Source organism: Aestuarium zhoushanense, from assembly GCF_056431045.1.
On the sequence record NZ_JBWKMA010000005.1, the window covers coordinates 96,588 to 123,152 of the forward strand.

Annotated in this window: 29 protein-coding genes and 1 pseudogene; 15 read left to right on the forward strand and 15 right to left on the reverse strand. The window is 61.0% G+C overall.

The window, feature by feature from the left end; translation table 11 throughout:
• Window positions 1-166 precede the first annotated feature (166 nt).
• From AC07ED_RS04100 to AC07ED_RS04120, 5 genes are all read right to left on the reverse strand, one after another.
• Complete coding sequence (locus AC07ED_RS04100; protein WP_009573604.1) at window positions 167-529, reverse strand: SpoIIAA family protein; 363 nt, start codon at window positions 527-529, stop codon at window positions 167-169.
• On the reverse strand, window positions 501-1,466 hold the full coding sequence (locus tag AC07ED_RS04105) for a cation diffusion facilitator family transporter (protein WP_009573603.1): 966 nt from the start codon (window positions 1,464-1,466) through the stop codon (window positions 501-503). Before AC07ED_RS04105 ends, AC07ED_RS04100 begins: the two co-directional genes overlap by 29 nt.
• Window positions 1,456-2,211: a transglutaminase-like domain-containing protein gene (locus AC07ED_RS04110; RefSeq protein ID WP_009573602.1), complete on the reverse strand. Its 756-nt coding sequence runs from the start codon at window positions 2,209-2,211 to the stop codon at window positions 1,456-1,458. The genes AC07ED_RS04105 and AC07ED_RS04110 overlap by 11 nt, the downstream gene beginning before the upstream one ends.
• A gap of 95 nt (window positions 2,212-2,306) precedes the next feature.
• A complete protein-coding gene (locus AC07ED_RS04115; protein ID WP_009573601.1) occupies window positions 2,307-2,885 on the reverse strand; it encodes a cation efflux transmembrane domain-containing protein in 579 nt (192 codons plus the stop codon).
• Between the two features lie 103 nt (window positions 2,886-2,988).
• The gene (locus AC07ED_RS04120; RefSeq protein ID WP_013959865.1) at window positions 2,989-3,417 is read right to left on the reverse strand and encodes a MerR family transcriptional regulator; all 429 of its coding nucleotides are present in this window, start codon (window positions 3,415-3,417) and stop codon (window positions 2,989-2,991) included.
• 171 nt (window positions 3,418-3,588) lie between these two features.
• On the opposite strand from AC07ED_RS04120, the gene AC07ED_RS04125 reads away from it, so the two are divergent.
• From AC07ED_RS04125 to lnt, 10 genes are read left to right on the forward strand one after another with little or no spacing between them, the layout of a single operon-like run.
• Window positions 3,589-4,191, forward strand: coding sequence for an SCO family protein (locus tag AC07ED_RS04125; RefSeq protein WP_232616941.1), 603 nt, complete (start codon window positions 3,589-3,591; stop codon window positions 4,189-4,191).
• 5 nt (window positions 4,192-4,196) lie between these two features.
• A complete protein-coding gene (locus tag AC07ED_RS04130; RefSeq protein WP_009573598.1) occupies window positions 4,197-4,619 on the forward strand; it encodes a disulfide bond formation protein B in 423 nt (140 codons plus the stop codon).
• A complete protein-coding gene (locus AC07ED_RS04135; RefSeq protein ID WP_009573597.1) occupies window positions 4,616-5,275 on the forward strand; it encodes a DsbA family protein in 660 nt (219 codons plus the stop codon). The genes AC07ED_RS04130 and AC07ED_RS04135 overlap by 4 nt, the downstream gene beginning before the upstream one ends.
• 23 nt (window positions 5,276-5,298) lie before the next feature.
• Window positions 5,299-5,766 (forward strand): copper chaperone PCu(A)C, encoded by a 468-nt coding sequence (locus tag AC07ED_RS04140; protein WP_009573596.1) that lies wholly within the window; start codon window positions 5,299-5,301, stop codon window positions 5,764-5,766.
• A complete protein-coding gene (locus tag AC07ED_RS04145) occupies window positions 5,766-6,392 on the forward strand; it encodes an SCO family protein (RefSeq protein ID WP_009573595.1) in 627 nt (208 codons plus the stop codon). Before AC07ED_RS04140 ends, AC07ED_RS04145 begins: the two co-directional genes overlap by 1 nt.
• Window positions 6,389-7,762, forward strand: a complete 1,374-nt coding sequence (locus tag AC07ED_RS04150) for a M23 family metallopeptidase (RefSeq protein ID WP_009573594.1) — start codon at window positions 6,389-6,391, stop codon at window positions 7,760-7,762. Before AC07ED_RS04145 ends, AC07ED_RS04150 begins: the two co-directional genes overlap by 4 nt.
• Before the next feature lie 3 nt (window positions 7,763-7,765).
• A complete protein-coding gene (locus tag AC07ED_RS04155) occupies window positions 7,766-8,221 on the forward strand; it encodes a DUF411 domain-containing protein (RefSeq protein ID WP_009573593.1) in 456 nt (151 codons plus the stop codon).
• Between the two features lie 12 nt (window positions 8,222-8,233).
• Window positions 8,234-9,016: a ZIP family metal transporter gene (locus tag AC07ED_RS04160; RefSeq protein WP_009573592.1), complete on the forward strand. Its 783-nt coding sequence runs from the start codon at window positions 8,234-8,236 to the stop codon at window positions 9,014-9,016.
• 28 nt (window positions 9,017-9,044) lie between these two features.
• Window positions 9,045-9,503 (forward strand): signal peptidase II, encoded by a 459-nt coding sequence (gene lspA, locus AC07ED_RS04165; protein ID WP_009573591.1) that lies wholly within the window; start codon window positions 9,045-9,047, stop codon window positions 9,501-9,503.
• Window positions 9,470-11,047: an apolipoprotein N-acyltransferase gene (lnt, locus tag AC07ED_RS04170; protein ID WP_009573590.1), complete on the forward strand. Its 1,578-nt coding sequence runs from the start codon at window positions 9,470-9,472 to the stop codon at window positions 11,045-11,047. Before lspA ends, lnt begins: the two co-directional genes overlap by 34 nt.
• Window positions 11,048-11,056: 9 nt before the next feature.
• Here the strand turns inward: lnt and AC07ED_RS04175 are convergent.
• A pseudogene (locus AC07ED_RS04175) lies at window positions 11,057-11,569 on the reverse strand (L,D-transpeptidase family protein).
• A 63-nt stretch (window positions 11,570-11,632) separates the two neighbouring features.
• Window positions 11,633-13,987: a heavy metal translocating P-type ATPase gene (locus AC07ED_RS04180; protein ID WP_009573588.1), complete on the reverse strand. Its 2,355-nt coding sequence runs from the start codon at window positions 13,985-13,987 to the stop codon at window positions 11,633-11,635.
• 182 nt (window positions 13,988-14,169) lie between these two features.
• Here AC07ED_RS04180 and AC07ED_RS04185 point away from each other — a divergent pair, with 182 nt between their 5' ends.
• On the forward strand, window positions 14,170-14,454 hold the full coding sequence (locus AC07ED_RS04185) for a hypothetical protein (protein ID WP_009573587.1): 285 nt from the start codon (window positions 14,170-14,172) through the stop codon (window positions 14,452-14,454).
• Between the two features lie 47 nt (window positions 14,455-14,501).
• Here AC07ED_RS04185 and AC07ED_RS04190 read toward each other — a convergent pair whose 3' ends face one another.
• The 7 genes from AC07ED_RS04190 to mntR all read right to left on the reverse strand — a co-directional run bounded on the left by AC07ED_RS04190 (window position 14,502) and on the right by mntR (window position 19,914).
• Window positions 14,502-15,164 carry a L,D-transpeptidase gene (locus tag AC07ED_RS04190; protein ID WP_009573586.1) on the reverse strand — a complete coding sequence of 221 codons (663 nt, stop codon included), beginning with the start codon at window positions 15,162-15,164 and terminating at the stop codon, window positions 14,502-14,504.
• 291 nt (window positions 15,165-15,455) lie between these two features.
• On the reverse strand, window positions 15,456-15,977 hold the full coding sequence (locus AC07ED_RS04195; RefSeq protein ID WP_143026863.1) for a c-type cytochrome: 522 nt from the start codon (window positions 15,975-15,977) through the stop codon (window positions 15,456-15,458).
• Window positions 15,970-16,464, reverse strand: a complete 495-nt coding sequence (locus tag AC07ED_RS04200) for a DUF411 domain-containing protein (RefSeq protein WP_009573584.1) — start codon at window positions 16,462-16,464, stop codon at window positions 15,970-15,972. The genes AC07ED_RS04195 and AC07ED_RS04200 overlap by 8 nt, the downstream gene beginning before the upstream one ends.
• Window positions 16,464-17,393, reverse strand: a complete 930-nt coding sequence (locus tag AC07ED_RS04205) for a WD40/YVTN/BNR-like repeat-containing protein (protein ID WP_009573583.1) — start codon at window positions 17,391-17,393, stop codon at window positions 16,464-16,466. The genes AC07ED_RS04200 and AC07ED_RS04205 overlap by 1 nt, the downstream gene beginning before the upstream one ends.
• A 17-nt stretch (window positions 17,394-17,410) precedes the next feature.
• A complete protein-coding gene (locus tag AC07ED_RS04210; protein ID WP_040402904.1) occupies window positions 17,411-18,856 on the reverse strand; it encodes a multicopper oxidase family protein in 1,446 nt (481 codons plus the stop codon).
• 136 nt (window positions 18,857-18,992) lie between these two features.
• The gene (locus AC07ED_RS04215) at window positions 18,993-19,337 is read right to left on the reverse strand and encodes a hypothetical protein (RefSeq protein WP_009573581.1); all 345 of its coding nucleotides are present in this window, start codon (window positions 19,335-19,337) and stop codon (window positions 18,993-18,995) included.
• A gap of 124 nt (window positions 19,338-19,461) precedes the next feature.
• Window positions 19,462-19,914 (reverse strand): manganese-binding transcriptional regulator MntR, encoded by a 453-nt coding sequence (gene mntR, locus AC07ED_RS04220; RefSeq protein WP_009573580.1) that lies wholly within the window; start codon window positions 19,912-19,914, stop codon window positions 19,462-19,464.
• A gap of 116 nt (window positions 19,915-20,030) precedes the next feature.
• Between mntR and AC07ED_RS04225 the strand changes: the two genes are divergently transcribed.
• Both AC07ED_RS04225 and AC07ED_RS04230 read left to right on the forward strand, forming a co-directional pair.
• Window positions 20,031-21,239 (forward strand): multicopper oxidase domain-containing protein, encoded by a 1,209-nt coding sequence (locus AC07ED_RS04225; RefSeq protein WP_009573579.1) that lies wholly within the window; start codon window positions 20,031-20,033, stop codon window positions 21,237-21,239.
• On the forward strand, window positions 21,236-22,417 hold the full coding sequence (locus AC07ED_RS04230; protein WP_009573578.1) for a ZIP family metal transporter: 1,182 nt from the start codon (window positions 21,236-21,238) through the stop codon (window positions 22,415-22,417). Before AC07ED_RS04225 ends, AC07ED_RS04230 begins: the two co-directional genes overlap by 4 nt.
• A gap of 327 nt (window positions 22,418-22,744) precedes the next feature.
• On the opposite strand, the gene AC07ED_RS04235 is transcribed toward AC07ED_RS04230, so the two are convergent.
• Window positions 22,745-23,824 (reverse strand): hypothetical protein, encoded by a 1,080-nt coding sequence (locus AC07ED_RS04235; RefSeq protein WP_040402902.1) that lies wholly within the window; start codon window positions 23,822-23,824, stop codon window positions 22,745-22,747.
• A 226-nt stretch (window positions 23,825-24,050) separates the two neighbouring features.
• Here AC07ED_RS04235 and AC07ED_RS04240 point away from each other — a divergent pair, with 226 nt between their 5' ends.
• Together AC07ED_RS04240 and repA are read left to right on the forward strand one after the other, a co-directional pair.
• The gene (locus AC07ED_RS04240; protein WP_105236770.1) at window positions 24,051-24,932 is read left to right on the forward strand and encodes a recombinase family protein; all 882 of its coding nucleotides are present in this window, start codon (window positions 24,051-24,053) and stop codon (window positions 24,930-24,932) included.
• Window positions 24,933-25,298: 366 nt separating this feature from the next.
• Window positions 25,299-26,498 (forward strand): plasmid partitioning protein RepA, encoded by a 1,200-nt coding sequence (repA, locus tag AC07ED_RS04245; protein ID WP_105236771.1) that lies wholly within the window; start codon window positions 25,299-25,301, stop codon window positions 26,496-26,498.
• Window positions 26,499-26,565 lie beyond the last annotated feature (67 nt).

Sequence of the window (26,565 nt, forward strand, 5' to 3'; positions counted from 1 at the left end):
ACTTATTTTGCAGCCTAAAGTCGACATCAAACTTCATCGGATTTTTTCATCCGAGCAGACAAATGTTGCTGACTACATTTAGATCGTTCCGATCCTCCATTAATCGTGAAGCATCTGATGTGATGTCAATTTCCAGGCCAGAATCCTTTTCTTGCAGAATCGCTGGCTACCCGTCACGCGCCCACGCAATTGCGGACTCGGTATCGCTGGATTCGAACCACTGCATCTCGGAGCCCGTCAGTAGGTTGACCACCCGTGCGCCCCATTCCATCCATCTGCGTTCTCCGACAACCGCTATGCGACCGAAATCGTTCACGTGGGCGGTGTCGACCTTCAGATCTTCCAGCATCGCCGAAGGCTCTTCGTAGCCCTCGAAACTTGTAAGGTCGAGAACCAGACCCGGATTATCGGTTGTTCCAAGACGCTCATGAAGCAGCGCGTGCATTTGCTTGAATTCTGTCTCCGTCAACTTGCCTTCGCAGACGAGCCCGATGACATCATCACGCTCGGTCAGCGTTTCCTTGAACATTGGTCTTCTCCTTTTCACTTGCGTTGCCGTGACAGTAGAGATCGGCGTTCTGATGAGCGCGATCCTCGTGCTCGAATTCGAGGCTGGAATGGCTGATGCCGAATTCTTCCTTCAGCCGCTTCTTGATCGCGCTCTTGATCTCTTCAATCTTCGACCACCCTTCGGCTGCCACGACGACATGGCAGTCGAGCGCAGCCTCGTGCTCTTGCATTTGCCAGAGATGGACGTGGTGGACGTCGGCGACGCCTTCGACTTTCCGCATCGCTTCGACGACGGCCTCGTTGTCGATGTCCGGCGGGCTCCCGAGCATCAGGGTTCGGATTGGGCCGCCTATTTCAGTGAAAGACAGATACAGGATGTAGATCGCGATGCCGATGGTGATGGTAGGATCGACCAAACGCATGTCGTAAAGGATGATCATCGACCCAGCGACGATAACCGCGACCGAAGCAAGCGCGTCCGACAGGTTATGCAGGAAAAGCGCGCGGATGTTCACGCTCCCCTTCTGCATCGAATAGGTCAGCATTGCGGTCAGCGTGTCGACCACAAGCGCGATTCCACCGAGAATGACGACGGTCCACCCCATGACTTCGGGTGGATCAATCATGCGCATGCCACCTTCGTAGATCAGATAGAAGCCGATCACGATGAGGGTGGTGTAGTTGATCAGGGCCGCGACGATTTCGACCCGACCATAGCCGAAGGTCATGCGCTCATCGGCCGGGCGGCGCGCGATCTTGCGTGCGGCGAAGGCAATGACAAGCGAGGCCATATCGGAAAAGTTGTGCAGCGCATCGGCGATCAGTGCCAAACTACCCGAGAATATGCCCCCGACGATCTGCGCAACGGTAAGAAGCCCGTTCGCCCAGATCGCGATGGCAACCCGCCGATCGCCAGAATCCGGTTCGATATGCGCGTGCCCATGATCATGCGGCATTGGCAGGCTCCTCATGCGCGTGTGTCGCGCGTCGGTCAGTCTTGAGGCGGCCGCTGCGGAAACCACGTACGCGCGCATTCATCCAGTGGCGGATGATATGACGGTAAAGGGCACCACGCAGCCACCCAAAGGATTGCTCATGGGACAAATAGAAGGCGTCCGGCGTATCGTACACGCCAAAATCTTGCACAATGCCGGTTTTCTGAATGTAGGTATCTTCTCCGTTCCAGGCGACGGGAGGCGCGCCAAGGCAATCCGTGCCCGCGCCATAACCGCAGAGACTTTCTGTGTCCGAGAATGACGTTTGCAGGACATCGAGGAAAGCGTCATCCAGGATGAAGCCTTCAAGGTTGATCCAGGCACCTTGAAATTCGATCTCGACCCATGAGTGGAGAATTTCCTGCGGAGCAAGCGGATACACCAGCTCAGGGACAACACCGCGCTGCAAGCCTTTGTGGATCGTAAACCCATGCAACCGGCAACGAATGCCGACACCACGCAGCAGCGCCATCAAGAGCGTGCCTTTGGTATTGCACTGCCCATAGCCGTCGGAAAGCACTTCGGATGCGGGGATGTCGTCAGCTCGATTGTATCCGAACGCGATTTCATTCCGAACGAAATCATAGGCAGCTCCGATCCGATCGTATTCGGATAAGCCGCGCCAGCTGCGGTTCTCAATTAGACGCGCAAGAGGCGCGGCATCAAAATCCAGTAGTTTGGTGGGTACAAGTAGGGGGTCGGTCATCTGCAACGGGTCGCTCCTCGAATCGTCTTGGAACAAGACTAATTGCTATAGTCACTATAGCTTCAATCCTTTCTTTCAGAAAGAATCTCCCGCAACTATTTGTCCGTGTGAACCGCTTTGTGGTGTTCGCCGTGTGCGTCGCGCAGGATGTCGATACCGCCCCAGGCCGCGATCCCGGCGACGATCACACCGACGACAAGGTCCGGCCAGTTGGTTCCTAGCCAAGCGACGAGGCCACCGGCCACGACGATCCCGAGGTTCGCGGCGAAATCGTTGTAACTGAAGGTGTTGGCCGCGCGGATATTGACGTTTGGATTTTTGAGCTTAGCGAGCAGCCAAACGCAGACTGCGTTGATAGCCGCCGCGATCAGGGCCATTGCAATCATGATCGTCCCGAGCGGATCTGACCCACCGATGTAGCGGCGCCACGCATCGTAGAGGATGCCTGCAGCGAACAGGATCAGCAGCCCGCCGGAAACGTTCGCCGCCCCGCGTTTCCATTTGGCGGATCGGGACAAAGCGAAAAGGCTGATCGCGTAGACGAAGCTGTCGGAGAGGTTATCGAGCCCGTTGGCGATCAGGGCACTTGAGTCGCCGAAGGCGCCTGTTGCGAAAAAGGCCACGGCCAAACCGATATTGAGCGCCAGAACGATCCAAAGCGTCCGTCTCTCCATTGAATCTTGTCTAGCGGCCATTTTGTGGTTCCAGCTTGTGTTGTACGACACATTAACTTCTGCGGCTGATCTGCGTTCCAGCCGGAATGTTGGCTGAATTCCTTCAGGCCCCGATTTCCTCGTGTTCGGTCAAGCATTCCGAATGGTCCCGCAACACCTCAAGCACCTTGCAATCTCCCGTCCGCCCGCCGCTGCATTCGTGAACCATGCGTTTCAGTTCCGTGCGCAGCGCCTTCAGGCGGGCCATGCGCTGCTCCACCTGTTTGAGCTGGCGACGCGCGATGGCATCAGCTTCATCACAGGGCCGATTGGGATGGTCGCTGAGGTCGAGCAGCTCGCGGATCGCATCGAGCGAGAAGCCGAGTTGCCGCGAGTGGCGGATGAAGGACAGTCGATCAAGCTGTGCATTGTCGTAGCGCCTCTGTCCGCCTTCGGTCCTGCCAGGTTCGGGCATGAGTCCGATCTGTTCGTAGTACCGGATGGTCTGCACTTTTGTGCCAGTCTTCTTTGACAGAGTACCGATCGTGAGCATTTTCGCCTCCATGAAAAAGATACAGTTTGTGTAGGTTTTGCCGTCGGAATAGACAAGTGTCGGATTCACAGACGCGTGAGTTCAAGCTATACCATGATTTCGTGCTTGAACCTCTAGCAGCTAGAGGATGTATCCGCACAAGCAATAAGAATCAAAATCAGGCGAACAGGATTGTCCCTTACATCGGCACAGAAGTTTCTTTGGGTTTTGGCAGGCGTGGCAGCGCTTGCCTTCGTATGGCTTTTGCTATGGTCCGATTATCGTGCCGATAGCGCCCGAACCGACGCCGAACCGCCTTTTTTCGCTGAGTTCGAACTGACGGACCACCAGGGTATGGTTCGAACCGAGGAGGACTTTGCGGGGCGCTGGATGCTGGTTTTTTTCGGCTTTACCAACTGCCCCGACGTCTGCCCGACGACCCTATCCGAGGTCGCGGCGGTGATGGACGGTCTGGGCGACGATGCCGCCAAGGTCCAGCCGATTTTCATAACAATCGACCCTGAACGAGACACGCCCGCAGCACTCGCCGAATACGTCCCGCTGTTCGATGCGGGCATCATCGGGCTGACCGACACGCCGGAACAGATCGCCGCCACATCCGAGACCTTTCCGATCTTCTTCGAACGCGTCGAAGAGGCTGCGGCGCCGGATGGTTACACGATGGGCCACACGTCGCATCTGTTCCTCTTCGATCCCGACGCGGGCTTCGCCGACTCGTGGCCCTACGGCACCTCCGCCGAAGAGATCCTCGCCAATCTGGAAGAGAGGATCTGACCGACATGAACCGTATGTCCGGAGAAACAGCCCTCGGGCTGGCGTGGATCATCGCGCTCGTCGCCTCGCTTGCCGTGCTTTTCATCGGCGAGGTGCTGGGGCAGACGCCCTGTGTGCTGTGCTGGTTCCAGCGCGCCTTCATGTTCCCCTTGGCCATTGTCCTCGGGCTCGGCCTTTGGTGGCGGGACGGCCGCGTGGGGCGCTACGGCATCGCATTGGCGCTTGGCGGCGGCGCAATCGCCCTCTGGCACATGGGGCTGTACGTCGGTCTTGTTCCCGAACGCGTCCAGCCCTGCACGGCCACCGGCCCCTCTTGCACCGATGACAACCAACTGGTCTTCGGCATCCCTATCCCGCTGATGGCGCTCGCCGCCTTCGCGCTGATCGGGGCGCTGTCGGCCCTTTCATTAAAGGACACACGAACATGAATCGACGCGGCCTGATCCTGTCCGTTCTTGCCCTCGGCGCCGCCGGTTTCGGCGGAGCCACCTGGTTTGCAAACCGCCCCGGCCCAGTGGCCGAAGCGGAGCCCGTTGCTCCGGAACTTGCGGAGGCGATGATCCGCCCCTACTCGCCCATCCTCGGGCCTGCGGATGCGCCCGTCACGATCGTCGAATTCTTCGATCCGGCCTGCGAGGCCTGTCGCGCCTTTCATCCCATCGTGAAGGACATCATGGCCGAGCATGGGGATGCTGTCCGCGTCGTGATCCGCTACACGCCTTTCCACGGCGCGGCATCCGAGGAAGCGATCCGCGTGCTCGAGGCGGCGCGCATGCAGGACGTTTACATGCCGGTGCTCGAGGCCGTTCTGCGGGAACAGCCGAGATGGGCGTCGCACGGTGCCCCGGAGCCCGGCCTGATCCTTCAGATCGCCGCCACGGCCGGGCTCGATGCCGAGGCCGCCCGCACGCAAATGCTGGCACCCGGTGTCGTGGCGATCCTTAACCAAGATCGTGCTGACGTCGAGGCCGTGGGAATTCGCCAGACGCCCACATTCTTTGTGAACGGCAAGCCGCTCGATCCATTCGGGGAGGCAGAGTTGCGTCGTCTGGTGGCCGCCGAAGTCGCTGCCGCGCAAAGCTGAATGGAAAGGGCAGGATCAGAACGATGAAAAAGTATATTTTGACTGGCACACTGGCCGCGCTTTTGACCCTAGGAGGGCTCTCAGTGCCCGCGCTGGCCGGACCCGAGGATGTTGTCGTCGAGAACGCGTGGTCCCGCGCCTCCATCGGGATGAACCGTCCCGGGGCCGCTTACATGACGATCCGCAACACTGGCGACGAGCCGGTGACGCTGATCGGCCTTACAACACCGCTCGCGATGATGCCCGAAATTCACGAGACGAAGACAAATGCCGAAGGTGTGAGTTCCATGAGCCCGGCGGGGGAGATCGCGATCGCCCCGGGCGAGAGCATCGCGCTCGAACCGGGGGGCCTGCACGCAATGCTGATGCGGCTGCAAGAACCAATGACGGAAGGGGACACTTTTCCGCTGACACTGCTTTTCGACGACGGAGGCGAAGTGACGGTCGAGGTTCCGATCCTCGGCATCGCCGCGCGGGGGCCAGAGGACTGATGCAGCGACGGGCGATCCTGGGGTACGGCGCGGCTGGTGTCGGGGCGGTCGCCCTGATGCTCTTCGTCGGTTGGTGGCGGGTCGACGGACCCGGTGCACCCGCACCTGTCGGGCAGCGGCCTGTGACCCTTACCGAGATGGACTTCCGTCTGACGGATCATGAGGGCAACGCGGTCGGGCCGGAAACCCTGATCGGTCGCCCGACGATGGCGTTCTTCGGCTTCACCTACTGTCCCGATGTCTGCCCGACCACGCTTTCTGACATTTCGGGATGGCTCGACGATCTGGGAGACGAGGCCGACGAGATGAACGTGGTTTTCATCACGGTCGATCCCGAGCGCGACACTGTAGAAACGATGGCCGAATATGTCGGCTACTTCCATCCGGCGATCCGCGGCTGGACGGGACCGGAAGAGCAGATAGCGCGCGTCGCGGACGGCTTCCGCGCCACCTACGAGCGAGTACCGGCGGAGAGCGGCGATTACACGATGAACCACACCGCGAGCGTCTTCCTGTTCGCAGCCTCTGGGCGATTCGTCACCATGATCGACTATCACGAGCCCAAAGAATTCGCGGTGCCGAAGATCCGCCGCGCGCTGGAAGAAGAAATGGAGGGGGCGACATGAGGCTCAGAACTTTGGCGGCTTGTGTCGCAATTGCGGGGACGGTTTCGGGAGCGGCTATCGCCATCTCTGATTCCATGTCGAAAGAACCCGTGCCGCCGGAACTTGCCCAGGCAGGTAGCTGGATGCCCCAAGGTCCTGAAGCCCCCCAGAACGTTGACATCCCCGTGACGCTGCCCGCGGCGGCATGGGCAGACGATGCACCCGACCTCAGCCCGCTGCCCCTTCTGCAGGCCGCGTTTGCCGACAGGCCGGTGCAAGCGATCGAGCCACCCCTGTCGACGTGGTCGCGCGACATTGCTCCGGGCGAAACGCTCGATTTCTTGCTGTCAGAGGCCGGTCTTGCGGCACCTGACAGAGCCGAAGTTGCCCTCGCGCTTGGCGCGGAATACGATCTGCGACGGCTGCGGCCGGGGCACTCGGTCACTGTTGCTTCGACCATGGACGGCAGCCCCCGCACCGTCTCAGTCGCCGTCGAGGACGGGGTTCGGATCGAGGTGGTTTTCGGCGAGCAGTTGTCCACACAGGTCGTGGCTCCGGATCCGGAGATCGTAACCCTTGCCGGCGAAGCCGTGATCGACAGCTCGATCTTCGCGGCACTCGACGAAGCCGGCATACCCGCCCGTTTTTCCGTGGACCTTGCGCAGATGCTGGGTGGGACCGTGGATTTCCGCCGCGAGATGGCCGGCGGCGAAACACTAAGGCTTCTCTGGCGTGAGGCGCGGGTCGGCGAGGACAGGATCGGACAGCCCGAACTCGCCTTCGCCGCACTGGACATCGGCGGTTCGCTCTACGAGATCGTATGGCCTGACGACGGCAGCGGTCAGGCGACGATCTACGTCGATGGCGAGGTGCTGCGCGTCTTCGCACAGCCGGTCGAGGGTGCGCGCCTCAGCTCGGTGTTCGGGCGCCGCACGCATCCGGTCTTTGGCAACGTCCGGATGCACACCGGCGTCGATTTTGCAGCGGCACGTGGGACACCGGTTCAATCGACGGCACCGGGGCGGGTTAGTTTCATTGGCTGGCGCGGTGGCTATGGCCGTGTGGTCGAAATCTCGCACGGCTCCGACACCATGACGCGCTACGCGCATCTGAGCGCCGTGCCGGAAGACCTGGCACAAGGCCAACGCGTTGCGGCGGGAGATGTGATCGGCCGCGTCGGCGCGACTGGCACGGCGACAGGTCCGAACCTGCACTACGAAGTCCTCGTGGATGGGCGCCCGACTGACCCCCTCACTGACGACCGGCTCGCCGAAGCAGCCGAGAGCGAAGCGGATGATACCGCCGCGCTCTCGCGTCTGGCCGAGGCGCGCGCGCTTCTGAATGAAAACCTCGGCAGCGAGATTGCCGAAACGACAACCGAAAGGCTCTGACCCATGAAACGCATGACCCAAGCTCTGGCAATCACCCTCGCCCTGTTACCAGCGGCCCAGGTTCTCGCAGAGGCAACGGCGATCGAGGTCCGCAAGACGAACGGTTGCGGCTGTTGCCTGTCTTGGATGAACCATCTCGAAGAGAACGGGTTTGTGCCGACCGGCCAGGACATGTTCGGCGGGCTTCTCGTGCGCTTCAAGCTAGACAACGGCGTGCCGCAGCGCATGGTCTCCTGCCACACCGCGCTCATTGACGGCTACGTGATCGAGGGCCATGTACCGGCCGCTGACATCCGCCGCCTTCTCGAGGAGCGCCCGGACGCCGTCGGCCTCGCTGTTCCGGGGATGCCCTATGGCTCGCCCGGCATGGGGCCAGAAGACGACCGCGAGGCCTATGATGTCTTCCTCATCCGCAAGGACGGGTCGACGGAAGTCTTTTCGAGCTACGCCGAAGGATAATCTGGCCCGCCCATGGAAAATCTGTCTCCGATAATGCTTGGCTTTCTCGGAAGTCTCGCCGCCGGTTCGCTCACGGCAGTCGGAGCAGTTCCCGTGCTGTTTGGGCGCATCCCGTCCCGGGCCACGCGCGATCTGTCGCTCGGCTTCGCCGCCGGTGTCATGCTGTCAGCCTCGTTCTTTTCGCTGATCATCCCGGCATTGAATGCGGCAGAGCCAATGTTCGAGAACGGCGCGATGCCTGCGGCCATCGTGTGCGTCTCGATCCTTCTGGGAATGGGGGCTGTCGCCCTGATGAACGAAAAGCTGCCGCACGAGCACTTCAAGACAGGACGCGAAGGGCCCGAAGCGGCGTCTTTGCGGCGGGTCTGGCTGTTCATCATCGCAATCACGATCCACAACTTCCCCGAAGGCCTTGCGGTTGGGGTCGGCTTCGGATCCGGAGGTATGGAGGGCGGTCTGCCTCTTGCTGTCGGAATCGGGCTTCAGAATGCGCCCGAAGGATTGGCCGTCGCTGTATCTCTGCTGGGCGAGGGATATCCGAAGCTGCGCGCCTGGGGCATCGCGGCGCTGACGGGCATGGTCGAGCCGATTGGCGGCCTGCTCGGGGCCGGGATCATCACACTGTCGGAACCGCTGCTTCCATGGGGTCTGGCCTTTGCCGCGGGCGCAATGCTCTACGTTATCAGCCACGAAATCATCCCCGAAACCCATCGCAGCGGCCATCAGAACAGGGCGACGCTCGGTCTCGCAGTCGGGCTCGTTCTAATGCTGTTCCTTGATGTCTGGTTGGGATGAGGCAATGTCACTAAACAAGGTATCTCCGATGATCGGCGTCTTCGCAGCACTTGCTGCGTTCGCGATCGATCAGATCACCAAAGCCATTGTCGTTGCGAATGCCGTCACTTTAAGCGCCGGGATTCCTGTGTTTCCGGGATTCAACCTCGTCTTTTATCGTAATGACGGCGTGACTTTCGGGATGTTGGGCGGCGCGCCGTGGTGGAGCCTCATCGCTCTCGCTCTTGCCATCTGTGTTTGGCTAGGGGTTATGCTGTTTCGCGCCGAAAATGCGGTCGAAACACTTGCCTATGGCGCGATCATTGGCGGAGCCCTGGGCAATGTCATCGATCGTGTGCGGTATCGGGCTGTAACAGACTTTCTCGATTTCTACATTGGCACAACACATTGGCCTGCCTTCAACTTGGCCGATGTATTTGTCGTCAGTGGCGTGGGGCTCTTGCTCGCCGCGCCATGGATCAGCGCGCGGCGTTCGATCAAGTCGTGAAGCCGGAAATTCTGAACCGCATCGCTCTGCGCCACCGTTTTCTTTCGCGGGTGACGCTTGGTTTCGTCGCCGGGGCGCTGACCGTTCTGACTTTCCCGCCTTTCTCGATTCTCCTACTCGTTCCCGTTGCCTATTCCGCGTTGTTTGTCGGTCTTCGCGGTCTCTCCTTCGGGCGTGCTTTTCTCGTCGGCTGGGCGTTCGGACTCGGCCAGTTCGGTTTCGGGATTTCATGGATCGCGGAGAGTTTCTACGTCGAGGCCGAGCGGTTTGGGGCGATGGCGATCCCGGCCGTCGCGGGATTGTCCGCAGGTCTCGCGATTTTCCCAGCCATTGCCGCTGTGCTCTTCGCCGAAATCGCGCGGCGCGGAGCCCTGGGCAATCTCCTGGCCTGCCTCCTGTTCGCGACCTTCTGGACCGTGGCCGAGTGGTTGCGAGGTCACGTTCTGACAGGTTTTCCGTGGATCCTCGCCAGCTACGCTCTGGTCGATTACGCCGCGTTGCGCCAGCCCGCCGCCTGGGTCGGAAGCTATGGACTAAGCTTTCTCACCGTGTTCGTCGCGGCACTTCCCGTCGCGGCTGTCATGGCGTCCGGGCGGCAACGACTGACCATCTCGCTCATGGCGCTGGCCGGCATCGCGACGATGTGGGCCGTCGGCACACTTCGCCTCCAGTCGGATACAGAACAGCCACCCGGTGTGGAGCTGCGCATCGTCCAGGGCAACGTTCCCCAAGAGGAGAAATGGGCGCCCGAGAACCGCGAGGCAACCTTCGCGCGTTATCTTGAGCTTTCAACCCGGCGCGGCGATTTCGACGTTCTTCTCTGGCCGGAAACCGCCTTTCCGGGTTTCCTCGATGAGGATACGGAGGCACGGGCCCGCATTGCCGCAGCGCTACCAGACGGCAGAGTGCTGCTTACCGGTGTGCCGGACCGTGTACCGAGCGAGGATGGCACCCGATATTTCAACACGGTCCAGGCATTTGACGAGACCGGCGAGATCCTGACCGGATACGCGAAACACCATCTCGTGCCCTTCGGCGAATATGTGCCATTCCGCGGCTGGTTGCCCATCGAGCGGCTCACGGCGGGTCTGGGCGATTTTACGCCCGGACCGGGCCCGAGAACGCTTGCGCTTCCGGGTGTGCCGCTGGTCGCCGTGGCGATCTGCTATGAGATCATCTTCCCAGGGCATGTGGTCGACGACCTGTTCCGGCCGGACTGGATTTTCAACGCGACAAACGATGCCTGGTTTGGCACCAGCATCGGACCCGAGCAGCATCTGGCTTCCGCACGTATGCGCGCCGTAGAGGAAGGCCTTCCAGTCATCCGAGCCGCGAATACGGGCATCTCTGCGGTCATCGACGCGAGCGGAGAGATCGTTGCGCGGCTCGATACCGGCGAAACGGGCATCATCGACGCTAGCCTGCCCTCCGCGCGACCGCCGACACTCTACGCGAGCTTCGGGGACTGGATGCTGTTGGCGCTCATCTTGGCTTCGTGGAGCTGGGCAATGGCGCCAATGCGACGGCTCACTACCGCCGCATGAGAAAGACCGTCATGCAAAGATGTGGATAGGTGTCCCGTCCTTCACCATTGCATAGATGTCCTCGATCTCCCGATCCGTGACCGCGATGCAGCCAGCTGTCCAGTCGCGGACATTTGTCGGGTCGATGCCGGGGCGTGGGCCACCATGGATGAAGATGTCGCCGCCGGGGGAAAGGCCCTGCGCTTCGGCAAAGGCGATGTCGGCCTCGTTCGGATAAGAGATGCCAATCGAAAGATGGTAGGTGCTGTTGGGGTTTCGCCTGTCGATTGTGTAAACTCCTTCCGGAGTCCGGCCATCCCCTTCGAATTGTTTGTGACCCTCAGGAGCGAAACCCAGCCCGACCGGATAGGTTTGCAAGACGCGATCGGCTCCGTCGAGAACAAGCAAGCGCTGTCCCTTTTAAAGCCGAACACGGGTGACTTCGGGTCCGTCATAGCTGCGGAACTTGCTGGCACACCCGGACAGAAACGCTACCAACCCGCCCAACAGGACGGCGCGGCGGGGAAATCGGATGGTCTTCACTGCTCGATGCCTCTTTGGTGAGGTCTGATATGGACATCACGTTACCTTGCAAATGCTGCGTGATCAATGTCCGTGGGCAAGCGCGGCCTTTGCCATCTGTGGGCCAACCTGCTCACCGCCGGACGGCGGCGCCTTGGCCTCTTGGCTGTTCAGCAGGCGCAGGGCATTGGCCACCACCAGCAATGACACTCCTACGTCGGCTGCAATCGCGCCCCACATCGATGCCAGTCCGAACGCGGTAGCGACAACGAAAACGCCCTTGGTCGCCAAGGAAATACCGATGTTCTGATGAATGATCGACATTGTCCGGCGCGAATGACCGATCAGCCAAGGCACCTTGCCGAGATCGTCGGTCATCAGGGCTATATCCGCCGTCTCGATTGCCGCGTCCGAACCAACGGCACCCATTGCGATGGCGTAATGCGCGCGCGCCATGGCCGGGGCGTCGTTGACCCCGTCGCCGATCATGGCCACCATGTCATGCGTTTCGACCAGTTCTTCGATGGCAGTCACCTTGTCTTCGGGCAGAAGCTCGGCACGGACCTCGTCGATGCCGACCTCGGCTGCAACAGCGTGCGCTGTCCGCTCGTTATCACCGGTCAGCATGACGATGGTCTTCACACCCTGCGCGTGGAGCTGCGCCACGATGCCTTTGGCATCCGGGCGGATACGGTCGCGCAATTCCAAGATGCCGGTGACACCGGTGTCGTCGCCCACGGCAACAAGGGTGCTGCCAGCCCCTTCGATGCGGTCGCGCAAATCCTTCGGAATGGCGTCGCCGAAACCCTTCTCCGCGGCAAACCGGTCCGACCCCAGCCAGATCGACCGGCCGTCTGTGCGTCCTTCAAGTCCCCTGCCCGGAACGGTTCGGGTATCTTCCGCGGCGGATACCTTGATGCCGTCGGCTTCTGCCCGCGCAAGAATGGCGCGCGCCAAGGGATGCGAGGAACGTGCCTCCAGCCCAGCGGCGAGGGTCATCAGATCTTGCGCCGAAGCCCCGCCCAGCGGATGCACCGCCGCCACTTCGGGCTCGCCCATTGTGATTGTGCCGGTCTTGTCCATGGCCAGCGCGGTGGTCCGACCCGGTGCCTCGACATAGGCACCACCCTTGATGAGTACGCCCGCCCGCGCCGAAGCGGTGAGCGCCGCGACGATGGAGACAGGAGTCGAGATGACCAGAGCGCATGGGCAGGCGATCACCAGCAGCACGAGTGCATTGTAGAACCAATAATCCCAGGCTCCACCGAAAATGAGCGGCGGCAGCAGGGCAATTGCGATGGCGAGCGCCATGACGATAGGCGTGTAGATGCAGGCGAACTTCGCCACCCACTGCTCCACCGGCGCGCGGCGGGCATGGGCGTCACCGACCATGCGGATGATCTTGGCCAACACGGTATCCGAGGCGGCCTTCGTGGCGCGCACCGTCAGTGTGCCTTCGCCGTTGATCGTACCGGCATAGACTTCGTCGCCCCGTTCCTTTGGGACCAGCGCACTCTCTCCGGTGATTGGCGCCTGATCGACGGCCCCTGCCCCATCGACAACCTCACCATCCAATGGGATGCGGTCTCCGCCGCGCACGACGAAACGTGCGTTGATAGCAACCGCAGAAGCCGGAACGTCCGCTTCTGAGCCGTCATCATTAAGAACTCTTGCCGTCGGCGGCGCCAGGTCGAGCAGAGCTGAAACCGCATTCCTCGCACGCCCGACGCTCCAGCTTTCGAGGTAGAGCGAGAGCGAGAAGAAGAACGCGACTGTCGCCGCCTCGAAAAATTCGCCAAGCCCGATGGCACCGGCCACGGCGACCACCATGAGCAGGTTCATGTCGGGCGACAGCCGCTGAGCGGACGACCATGCCTTGGGTGCCACGAGCCAGACACCGAACAGGATCGCAACCGCGAACAGCCCTGCCTCGACCAGTGGCATCGGCGCTTCGCCGTGACCCGCGAAGAGGCCGAGCGCCCCGCCCATGCCGGTCTCGATGATGTGCCACAGAAATCCCGCGGCCCAGAAGCCTCCACTGAGCGCCGTAAACAGCCGCTGTCTTGCAAGATGGGCCGCCTGGTCGACCGACGCGTTCTCGGCATCCCAGGGCTTGGCGGTCATGCCGGTGCTTGCCACCAGTTCTGCAATTTCGCCGTCCGATACACTGCTGGCGCTGTCGAGAATAGTCATCCGTCCATTGATCACGTCGAACGCGAGATGCTCGGCTCCACCGATCTTCGGACCGACCACCTTGTTCAGGATTGCTACCTCCTCGGCACAATCGAGGCCGGATACCTGAAAACTGCGCCCGCCCGATGGCGCGGGCGTCGTCGGAACGATGTCGCCGCACGTTCCGGCGCCCCCGCAGCAGCTGCCGCCGCTTGTCTGGGCATCTTCGGCGTGATCGTGGTCGTGACGATGGGTGTCGGACGGCATGAATGGACCTCTGGATTCGGGTGCTTTACCATGACATAACCCCTACAGTAGCTAGAGCTTCAAGAGCAAAATACGGTGGTATTTCAGTTTGCTTTATTGCTAGAGGATGCGGCGACCGGCTCCATCACGCCTTGAGGCATGAAAAGCCGATGCAAAGAAAAACAGACACGAAAGGAAGCTTGATGCGGGTTTTGATGCTGAAGCAAAAAATAATTGTTGCAGTGGCGCTGTCTCTTACGGCCGGGTGCGCAATCCAGCCGACTGGACCGGGCGACTCGGCAGACCGGCGGGGCAACGTTCCCGAAGCCGTGATTGCAATGGCTGCCCCGAATCAGGATGTTTCAACCGCGCGCTTGGTGCCCGAGGACGGGTGCTACTGGTACGAACACAGCGGCCCCGTTGAAACGACCTTGCTGCCGCTGCGCACGGCGAACGGCAACCCTATCTGCGTCGCGCGGGAAGTGTGACGACGACCCGCACGTCACATCAATGCGCTGAGAGTTAATTACCTCATTCAACTTCTCGCGGTAACGCTAGCCTCAGCCGAATAAAGATGTGCTATCGATCCGATCTCGACGTTCGGATAAAGCTCGTTGATGTGTGCCATAACCATCCGCACGCAACCCGAACTCGCACGACCGCCGATGCTTCTCGGATAGGGTGTGCCTTGTATCCGAAGATAGGTGTCGCGATCACCGACATAGAGATAGAGCGCCCGTGACCCGAGAGCGTTTTCCGGCCCTGGTTCCATCCCATCGGCCCATTGTGCGTTCACGGGATCGCGTTCGATCATGTTTTGTGTTGGCGTCCAGTGCGGCCACCTGACCTTGCGCTTGATGTTATAAACACCCGGCTCGTAGAGGTTGCCCCGCGCGATCGCCACGCCGTAGCGCATCGCGGTTCCACCCTCCTCAATGTGGTAGAGATACCGCGCGACCGCATCGACATGGATGTCTCCCGGCACGAGGCCGTCCTTCGCGTCCACACGCTGAGGCAAGAAACGTGGGTGTAGTCCCCAAGGGTTTGACGTGGCCGGATCGAAGCCGGGCGGGCTGACTTGCGCGTCCCATTCAGCCTTCTGAGCCTCGGTGGGCCAGCTATCGGCAAACACAGGGTTGGCCACAGTCGCCGAAAAGAGCGCTGTTGTCGTTTGAATAAAGTGTCGTCTTGTCAGCATGTCGTACCCTTTCGGTTCCCACCGGCAATCAATGGCAAGAACGATATAGATTCTCGTCGACTAGATAGGACTTCTAGTGGCTAGAGGTTCAAGGGTAAATTTTCGTGAACGCATGCACGCGACCCTGGTAGCACATGCTTGCCTTGCGGGCGGGTTAACGGCCAACCAGGTCAGGTCCGAATTAGCGTGGTAAAGCGGGAGTCAGGGGGCGGAGTAGGACAGATTTGCCGAATTGATCCCCCGGTGGATCGGTTTTGGTCGAAAGATACTATCCTGACACCCTGTCGATCTTCACCCGCCCGTGTCATTGGCCGAAACTTCGGCTTGGAACTCACGTTGTCGCTCAGGCCAGGTGCTCTTGATGTAGACGAGGATAGCCGCGATCTCTGCGTCTGTCAGATCCTCTCCGAAGGCCGGCATGTCGCTCTCGTATCCCGGCACGACGGCCCCGACCCCGCCTTTAGTGATCTGAAAAAGCATGCGGTCTGAATGGTGCCAAGTGTGGCCTGAGTCATCATGCGGCGGGGCCGGCATTCTTCCTGTGTCAAGACGACGACGCCAATCGGGCTGACCCTCGAGGCTGGCACCATGGCAACTGGCGCAGTTGTCCGCATAAAGCTGTTGCCCTGCCATGACCTGGGATGCGAGCACGGGCTCTCCCAAAAACGTCAGTCCCTCGACACGCGGGTCAACCGGTTCCGATTGGGCCAGCACCACAACGCCGGTGGTCGCGAGCGCGGACACTAGGGCAGCGAGGTGCACTGACCGCCTGACCGCACACTTCGCCGATCGATCTTTCGGCCCTTTATTCATCGGCATAAATTGAAATTCCGTCTGGGCCAAAGGCGTAGGTCCTTAGCGTGCCTGACTTGACCGCAGCCATGCCCGGCGCGTTCGCGGGCATTCCCGGCAAGGTGATACCCGTTATCGCCGGACGGGTTTCCAGCAGCCGATCGATGATGTCGACGGGGACGAGACCGCTGACATAGTAGCCGTCGATCTCGGCCAGGTGGCAGCCGATGCCCTGGGCGGGCACACCGACTTCGACCGAGCGTTTGTCGAAGTCGCGGTCATCCACACGCGTAACGGTAAAGCCGTGTTCTTCGAGATAATCCCCATAGGCATCACAGCAGCCGCAGCCCGGATCGCGCCAGATGGTGATCTGCCTTTCGTTGCCCGCCAAATCGGACGCCATATCGCCTGTCGCTTGCGCCCAGGCCGATGTGGACAGGCCCACCATTCCGACAATGCCGCTGCCAATCAGGCCAAGCGCGTTTCTTCTCTGCATCATTTTCTCCATCATTGTTCTCCTGTTTCGATCCAAGTTGCGCCGCCGTCACGGCTGATTTTCAAGATGCCGCCCAACAGGGCAGCGATGTAGGTCTCGTCTCTTGGATGAACCGCAACAGCGGTCGCAGCTTTGCTGGCCCGCTTTTGCCAGATGACTCCGCCGTCCTGCGATGCCCAGAGGCCCGAGGGCAGCGCGGCGTACATCACTTCCGGCGCCGAGGGGGCACTGGCCAGCGACAGGATCGGTTCACCTCCAGGCAATGGCGCTTCGGACGGTGGGGCTTCACCCGCAACCAATGCGTCCATCGCGTTGCCTGGCTGCACGTCCTGCCAGCGACAAAAGCAATCGGGCACCCGCGTTAGGCCAACTTCGGTGCCCGCATAGATCCAGATCCCGCCCATGCCGGTTTCAAGCTCGACCGAAGCCAGAGCAAGAGGATCGCGCTCTGCGTCGTCGAGCCAGGGGCGGTCCATGGCGAGCGACCAGGTTGCACCGGCGTCTTCGCTCTTCCACAACCCGTCGCCGCGAAGCGAGGCATAGATCATGTCCGGGTTCCGCGAGGCGATAGCAACGGCAGTGATTTCTCCGTCAGGCAGCCTAGCTTCAAAGATACGCCACGAAGCGCCCCCGTCTTCGGAAATGCTGACACCGCCCTCGGCCAGCCCCGCAACCACAAGTCCGGGCCGGTCGCGATGGGTCGCCAGCGACAGCACTTTTCCGGGTGTCTCTGCCGCGGTCCAAGTCCGGCCGCCATTATCACTGACGAACAGCCCTCCTCTCGCCAGCAGGATGGTATCACCATCAAAGGCAAGTGCCGCTGGATCACCATCGCTCGCCGCGAGTGCGAACCCCGGCAACATCGAAGCGACGCCGATACTGAGTGCCGCGGTGAGTACCTTGCGCCGGTCTGGCCGAAATTCAATCTCAATCGACTTCAATCTGCATGCTCCCCTGCTCATGCGACGCGGATCACGCCCATCATCCCGGCCGCCTGGTGCTCGAGGATGTGGCAATGGAACATCCAGTCTCCGGGATTGTCGGCGACCAGGGCGATTTCGACCTGCTCGCGCGGCGCGATCAGCACGGTGTCCTGCCATTCACGGAATTCGGTCCTAACGCCATCGCGGCTGATGACGCGGAAGGAGTGGCCGTGCAGGTGGATCGGATGGTCGAACGCCGTGGCGTTCGTCATGTGGAGGACATGGCTCGCGTCGCGCTCCAATGTCAGGAAGGGATCGAGCATGTGCCCTTCGGCCGCAACGCCATTGACGAACCACATGCCGCCGCCCACAACGCCACCCATCATTCCGCCCATCATGCTGCCTGACTGGCTCAGGCCCATCTGGCGCTCGACCATTGCTCCCATCATGCCCCCGGTGAACAGGATTTCGTGACGACGGGCCGCGTTCAGATCAGGTTCGACAAGCGGATTGGCTGGAAGGGCAATTTCCCATTCCGGCGGCGCGGCACGCAAGGGCGTGTCGTCAAAGACGACATCCAGCAGGTTGAATTCATTATCGCGATAGGCGCGGTCGACGATTTGAAGCGTGGTTCCCGGGTCGGCAGGGCAATCGAGCATTATGTCGGCACGCATCGCCGGGCCCAGAACCACGACACCGTCAGGCGCGGCGTGCGGGGTGATCGGCTGGCCGTCGAGCGCAATGATGCGCGCGGAAAGGTCGCCGAAGTCGAGCGCGAAGATGCGGGCGTTGGCGGCATTGATCAGCCGCAACCGGATACGTTCGCCTTGCCGCACCACGAAGACATCGGGAACACGCCCATTTATCGTGACAGTATTGCCCAGACGGCCCGCATGACTCATGTCCATGGATGCGCCGAAGTCATCCGCAATCGCCGCGTCCTGTGTCAGCCGCCAGTCGTCAAGCAGCCAGGTGACATCGCGGTCGACCCGCGGCGGGTTGGTTTCGTCGATGATGAGCGGTCCGGCCAGCCCACGTCCGACCTGCTCGAAACTGCGCTGGTGCGGGTGATACCAGAAAGTCCCGGCATCGATCGCGTCGAACTCGTAGGTGAAGGTTTCTCCGGGTGCGATCGGCTTCTGCGTTAGGTGTGGAACCCCGTCCATCGCGTTCGGCAGACGAAGTCCGTGCCAATGGACGGTGGTTTCCTCGTCCAGACCGTTTGTGACGACGATGCGCAGCCGATCGCCTTGCCGAACCCGTAGCTCCGGGCCGGGAACCTGACCGTTGAAGCCCCAAACGGGGGTTGCGGGATAAGGTTCTGGGACCAGCCTTGCCTGTCCCGGCGCGGGGCGCAGCGAAAAGCTGCGGATTTGCGGCTCGGCGCGCAAGGGCCTTCCGAATGCCGTAGCGCCGATGCCCGCTAAGGAGGCTGCAAGAAAAGATCGGCGACTGAAAAGGGAATTTATTTGGTAGGACATGGATGAACACTCTCTGATTTCACTGTACGCCGCCAAAGCAATTGCGTGGCGACGTTCATGGATCCGCGCAAACGCCCATTTGAGGGCGTCCGGCACGGGGAAACACACGAAGCGCAATCAGGCGCCGTGTGTCAGATCAGAGGTAGACCCGAGGAGGTTGCTTGGCCGGGGGGCCGGATATTCCGTGCGGAACGTCCACGAGCTGGATTTCATGGGCTGCGGTGGCAGCGATCGGGCTGGTACCAGCCGGGATCGAAAGAAGAGCGGCCATTCCCGAGGCATTGCACGCAAAATCACAGACGGAACCCATCTTACCGTCTTCCAAGCTGCCGCAGGCGTCGCAATCGTCCATAGCCATCATGCCGCCATCCGTGGAGACCATTGACGAGGCCATGGCAATTGAGCCAGCAGACTGCGCGACCGCGCCGATGGCAAAAGCCACCAGCGAGAGGATACAGATAAGGCGTGCCCAACGTCTCATGATCTTGATCTACTACCCGCGCGATCCGAATGCCAGCGGCACAATATCACGTTTCTTGGACCATCCAAAAATTGGCTCGTTCAAATCCTCGGCCAACCGACTTGTTGCAGCGGCAACCACCTGCCTATGACCGCTGGGCAAACGCCGCGAACAGGGCAAGCGTGCGCTCGCTCACATGATGCTCGATCCCTTCCGCGTCGCGTTCAGCCGTCTCGGGGTCGAGCCCGAGGCTCAGGAGAAACCGCAAGACGATCTCGTGGCGGTGTCTGCATTCCTTGGCAAGCGCCCGGCCTTCCTCGGTCAGAAAGACCGAACGGTATTTCGCGCGAGTGATCAGGCCGTCCCGCGCCAGACGGCCGAGGGTTTTGGCGACCGTCGGCGCGGTAACGCCCATCCGGGCCGCGATATCGACCGGTCGGGCTTCGCCGTTCTCGTGGATCAACTCAGCGATCAATTCGACATAGTCTTCCGCCACCTCGCTGCGCCGCGCCTCGCGCACACCGATGAAGGCCTCGGCGCGGGATTCGACCGCACGTGCCTCTGCCTCGGTTGATTCAAGGTTCTCATCATCCGTCATGCCGTCACCCTCGCACGATCAGGATTGACTCGTAAAGCCTGAGCGATGATTATTAGCCTATGCTAACTTTTTGCGCCGGGACTTTGGCCTGCGTGTCATCTGAAGGGACAACGTCCATGCCTGTCGATACCAGCAAGCGAGGGCGCGAGGTGTCGTCCGCCGTGGAGACATCGCTGCCCACAGCGCCACCTGGCGTCGTCACGGAGCCAGTTTCGGCGTCGCGACGCGCGTTGTTGGTCGGCGGTCTGGTGGCTGCCGGCGGAGCGGCCGTGGCCGCGAGCCGCGCGCAATCCCAGGCAACGCCCGACCCGATGGCGGGGCATGCGATGCCCGGCGGGGCGGTCGATCCGTATTCGGCCCATGACAGTGGCATGGCGCATGGCAACATGACGATGGTCGGCCAGGTCGACCACGCCCGGAACGGGTTCGACCCGACGGCCATGCTGACCGACTGGGAGACAGGCCAGACCGAAGTTCTGCCGGATGGGCGCACGTTACGAACGTTCGAGGTGGACGCCATCGACGTGGAGATCGAGATCGCTCCCGGCGTTTTCTTTCCCGCCTGGACGTTCAACGGACGCGTTCCCGGCCCCGCTCTGCGCGCCAAAGAAGGCGAACGGCTACGGATCATCTTTCGCAACCTCGGTTCACACCCGCATTCCATGCATTTTCACGGCATTCACTCTGCGCGAATGGACGGCGTTCAAGGCGCCGGGCTGATCGATCCGGGCGAGGAGTTCGTCTATGAGTTCGATGCCAAGCCCTTCGGCTGTCATCTCTATCACTGCCATGCCCTGCCGTTGAAACGGCACATGCATAAGGGCATGTACGGACTTTTCGTGGTCGACCCCGATCCGGCCCGCCACCCTGAATTTGCGGCCGTGGCGGCGTCGCGTGTGCTGGGCAGCCCGGAAAACGCCGAATGGCAGGAACTGGCAATGGTGATGAACGGATTCGACACCAATTTCGACGGCGAGAACGAGGTTTATGCCGTCAACACGGTCGGCCAAGCTTACATGAACGCGCCGATCCGGATCGACAAGTCGCGCCCGGTCCGTATCTACCTCATGAATGCGACCGAGTTCGATCCGATCAACTCGTTCCATCTGCACGGCAATTTCTTCGACTACTACGACACCGGTTCGCAACTCACGCCGACCCTGCGCACGGTCGATGTGATCATGCAGTGTCAGGCGCAGCGCGGCATCCTCGAGTTCAGTTTCGCTGACCACGAGGATGGATTGTACATGTTCCATGCCCATCAGGCCGAGTTCACCGAACTAGGCTGGATGGGCTTTTTCGACGTGCGGGAGGCCGGAGCATGACCGATCAGACCGAACAAAGCCGCCCGCCAATGACCCGCCTGCTTCTCGTTCTCGTGCCGCTGGCCGTCATGCTGGGGGCTTTCGTGTGGATTGCCTCGCTCGATCCGCTGCGCGGCTTCAACAATGGCGCGCCCCCGGTCGAGGCGTTGACCGTCGAACGGACGATCCTCGATGGGTCGGGGATTTCGCTCAGTGTGCGCGCCGGCGGATCGGAAGCAATGGTGGTCGCGCAGGTCGCAGTGGACGACGCCTACTGGACCTTCACGCAGGAGCCCGCGGGGCCGATTGCCCGCGGCGAAGCGGTCTGGTTACGAATTCCCTATCCGTGGGTTCTCGGCGAGGCCCATCACGTCAACCTGCTGACCAACACGGGCGCGACCTTCGGGCATGAGATCGGGGTCGCCGTCTCGACGCCAAGTCCCACCTGGGGTCAACTTCGACTTCAGGCGGTGATCGGGGCGATCGTCGGCTTGTTGCCGGTGGCGCTTGGCCTGATGTTCTATCCGGCCATGAAGGGCGTCGGGCGAAGCGGGATGAACTTTCTGCTGGCACTGACGGTTGGGTTGCTGGCCTTCTTGCTGATCGACACCCTATCCGAAGCAATGGAGCTGTCGGCAGAAGCGGCCGCAATATTCCAGGGCTCCGCCATGGTCTGGCTCGCGGCGCTGGCAAGCTTCCTTTTGCTGATGGCGATCGGGCGCTGGCGCGGCAACCCGGAGGGCATTGCGCTGGCGTTCTACATCGCCCTCGGGATAGGGCTGCACAACTTCGGTGAAGGGTTGGCGATCGGCGGTGCATTCGCCGCAGGATCGGCCGGGCTTGGCACTTTCCTCGTCCTAGGCTTTGCCTTGCACAATGTCACCGAGGGCATCGGCATCGCCGCCCCGATGCTTCGTGCCCGGCCAACGCTTTGGACGTTCGCCGCCCTGACCCTGCTCGCCGGTGGCCCGGCCATCCTCGGAATGTGGGCGGGCAGCCTTGCCTATGCGCCGCAATGGTCGGCATTGGCACTCGCCGTCGGAGCGGGTGCGATCCTGCAAGTCATGGTCGAGGTCAGCGCCTACCTTGTACGTCAAAACGCCGACAGGCAGGCGGCGCTGATGTCACCAGCCGTACTGGTCGGGTTTCTGGGCGGCATCGCCTTCATGTACGCGACGGCGGCATTGATCAAGATCTGAGCGGTGATCGGCTGTTTCGGCTTCATGGGGCGGTCGCCCAACTCTATAAACTGACCCCGTCTGTCCACGGGGAGATCGCAATTTTCGTGCCCCAGTTTGTGCGCCCAAGAGACTTATTCTTTCGTGATTTCGAAATGAAGAATTTGAGGCTAGAGCGACTAGAGGATCCCACAGATAGGTGAAAACACTGCAAATCCATCTGACTACTATTGCTGAGCCGCGCGTCGAAATAGACTGTCTCATATTTTCATTCTGTCACGATCCAGCGCCTCCGTTGAACTATCAACAGATGTTACGCACCAAAACGAGTGCTTCTGTAGAGGTGTTTCATGGCATCGCCCGCCACATGCGGAAACGCCCTTGTCCGGTCACCTCGCAGATCAGGTCGCGCGTTTCCATCCAAGCAAGGTTGCGCTGGACGGCGCCGCGGCTGGCACCGGTCAGGGTCTCGGCCATTGGGGCGGAGACGAGGGGCCATTCGGTCAGCACAGCGCGCAATGCAGGTGGTGTCCTGCCAGAGAGCGGGGCCATCATGGCTTCCGCCCGCACTGACCATGCCTGGATATCGTCGAGGTGCCGCATCGCGGTCAGGCATGCTGTTTCCATTCCCTCGAGCCAACGCTCCAAGCGCTCAGCAGGTGGGCCACTGGCGCGCAGCCCCCCTGCTCCGCGCATAGCCAGAGGCGCAAAGATGGCCCCGCGATTCGAATTCGGGCCTTCGCTCGCGGCAATGCGTGCGGCGGTAACCGCTGCTTCCGTCCGGTCGCCCTGTTGCCTGAGGCCCGCAAGGTTCCAGAGGTGAAACCCCATGCAGGCGCGTGTGATCGAGTGCAGGTCGGCGGCTTGCGCCATCAGGTCAAGCCAACCGACCGCGCGATCCGCAAAGGGCTCGGCTTCATTGGCCATGTTTTCAGGGTCACGGCGATCGAGGAAAGCGGATAGGTCCACCTCTGGGCCGGGACCGCCTGTCAGACGCCGCACCGCCCATCCGACACGCGCGAGTGCTGCGGTGTCGTCCTGCACACCCGACAGGCGCATGGATATCCAGAGTGCCAGCCGATCCGGGCCAATTCGGTCGCCCACAAACCAGCTGAGGTCTGCCGCCTCCATCAGCGCGAGCCTATGCCGCCAGCCCTCCGGGCCACGGTGCAGACGGTCATCCAGCGCGCCAATCCGGCCCGCCACACGGGCGAGACGGGCGGCATTGCCTGCCTCTGCCTTCCGCCAGTCGTCGAGGACTGCGGTTTCACGCAGCTCTGCCCTCGGTCCGGGCGGCAGATAATCCGGCTCCACTTCCATCGGACCGGGCAGGAACCACAGATCGTCCTCAGACGTCACTTCAAGCCCCTCCGCATCCACTAGAGGATCATCAAAACTATCATACTGCGTAGTTACTTGAGGCTTCATATGTGCAAAATACGGCAGTTTTGCAGTTTACCCAAGTGTTTTGTAAGGGTGCGCCTGTACACCTTATATAGCACGCGCGCGCGGTGGTCTGCGAGATCTCTCTGATCGCGCTCAGCGTATGAAAACCAAGGGGTTTTTGATGAGCAGCACCACAGAGAGCACCCTTGCATCTGTTTACAAACGGTCGTTTATTGGTGGTACATAAAATTGCAAACGGCCCAGTTTCATGCCCCTGATTGGCTATGCGCGCGTCTCCACCGAGGATCAGACCCCCCTGCCCCAGTCTGAGGCACTGCAGTCTGCGGGATGCGCCGAGATCTTTGAAGAGCACGCCTCGGGCGGCAATCGCGCGCGGCCCGTGCTTGCACGTGTGCTGGAGCGGATTGGCAAGGGCGACACGCTGGTCGTCGTGCGGATCGACCGGCTTGCGCGGTCTTTGTCGCACCTACTTGAGGTGATCGAAAGACTGGAGGGCAAGGGGGCGTTCTTCCGCTCGCTCCAGGACCCGATCGACACTGCCTCGCCCCAGGGCAAGTTCACGTTGCAGGTTCTGGGCGCTGCGGCTGAGTTCGAACGCGCTCTGATCCGCGAGCGTACCAAAGCCGGACTTGCCTCGGCACGCTCAAAGGGCCGCGTCGGCGGCAACCCAGGTCTTCGCGCCAAGGACCCTGAAGCGCTGCGCAAGGTGCGGCTGGCGCGACAGGACGGCTACATGGAGCGCTTGAACGGAACTGCGCAGGATTGGGTGCCCCATGTGCGCCGTTTGCGCCCCGATATGGCTTGGGAAGACGTCCTGCGGATCATCAATGGCCCCCTGCCCCATGATCGGCGCTGGACGCAAAGCCGCCTGCTCCGCGCCGTGAAGGCATACGTGGCGGACGGATTCCTGCCCGCTGAAGTGCTTGGACGCGCTGGACGTCGCGAAACCGACGATCGCCTGCCTGCGATTGTCGCCGCAATCAAAGGTGCTGACCCCGAGATCACCTTGCAAGCAATCTGCGACCGACTGGAATCCATGCGTGAGCGCACCCCTCGCGGTCGCACCAGCTGGCAGCCTTCCTCAGTCAGAATGCTGCTGGAGCGGGCAGAGCGTCTCGGCCTTTTGTAGGCGGCGATGGTCGGCAAACTACTCCTGTCACTCGGCCAAAATCCTACAGAATCATCGCCTAAACTGGACGAAAACCACGTAAATATCCAACAAAGCCTTGGGGTTAGTTCGCGCGAGCAGAAAATATCTCGAAGGGTATCGGCTTCGCCAGACGCGGTCTTTATCGTTAGGAATCAATGCGTTATACAGCGCGGGCCCCGCGCGGCCAAATTGGTTCTGTGGATAACTTTTGCACTACATCTAGATTCTTCTTGCCGGACTCAGATGTTCGTGGCATTTCCATTCTGACGGCAAAACGCGTCAGACGTGGCTTTGACCGTCAGAACGACAAAGAGCCTTAGCAAAGGCCATGAGAGGCGGCAGAACATGGATGATCGAAATACGGGCTACGCGCAAGGCATAGGCTCTTCTGACATCGGAGCATTCGCAGACAGTCTTGCTGAGTCGCTTGACCGGCAGATGAAAGTTGCGTTCGAGCCAGAAGAACGCAAGTCCTTGCGCCGCTTCAGCTCGACCGAGGTCGCCGAGTTGCTGCGCGTTAGCACATCGAACCTGCGCAACCGCCACAAAGATGGCAGCTTCCCAGAAGTTCACACTGACGGTCGCGGTCATAGGTTCTACACGGCCGAAGAAGTTGACGACCTCCGCAACATTTTGGCGCGGACAGGCAAAAATGCTGACGCGTACAGACCTGGCCGCCGAGACGGCGACCGTCTTCAGGTCATTTCGGTCGTGAATTTCAAAGGCGGCAGCTCGAAGACAACAGCGACGATCCATTTGGCACACAGGTATGCCCTGCGTGGCTATCGCGTGCTTGTGCTTGACCTCGACCCGCAAGCCAGTTTGACGACCTTTTTCGGCTTCCGGCCTGAGCTCGAATTTGCCGAAGGCGGCACGATCTACGACGCATTGAGATACGATGATCAGGTTCCGCTCTCGGAGGTCATCCAGAAAACATACTTCCACAAGCTCGACATGGTCCCGGCTGGCTTGATGTTGTCCGAGTACGAAACCGAGACAGCGAACGCCCTTGCGCGCAGGGTTCAGCCGATTTTCGCAGAGCGTCTTGCTCTGGCGCTAGAGGAAGTCGACTCAGAATATGACATCGTGCTGATCGATTGCCCTCCGCAGTTAGGCTTCCTGACATTGACAGCATTGGCAGCGTCCACGGGCTTACTCGTTACGGTCGTCCCCGGCATGCTCGACATCGCTTCGATGAGCCAGTTCCTCAAACTCGCTTCGGAAACGGTCAAAGCCGTCGAAGAGGCAATTGGACGACATGTCACTTGGGACTTCGTAAAGTTCCTGATCACACGCTACGAGCCGTCGGACGGACCACAAACGCAAATGGCCGGGTACTTGCGTTCAATCCTTGCGGGCCAAGTCATGACTGAACCGATGCTGAAGTCGACAGCCATTTCTGACGCCGGCATGACTCAGCAAACCATCTATGAGGTAGACCCGAGCCAGCTCATTCGGAAGACCATCGATCGGGCTCTGACCAGCGTGAACAGCGTTGCTGATGAGCTGGAGCAGACAATCCAAATGGCATGGGGGCGTCGCTGATGGCTCGAAATATCTTCAACCAACCACCGAAAGACGAAAAAGAGTCGGCAGCCCCCTCCCCTGCCCC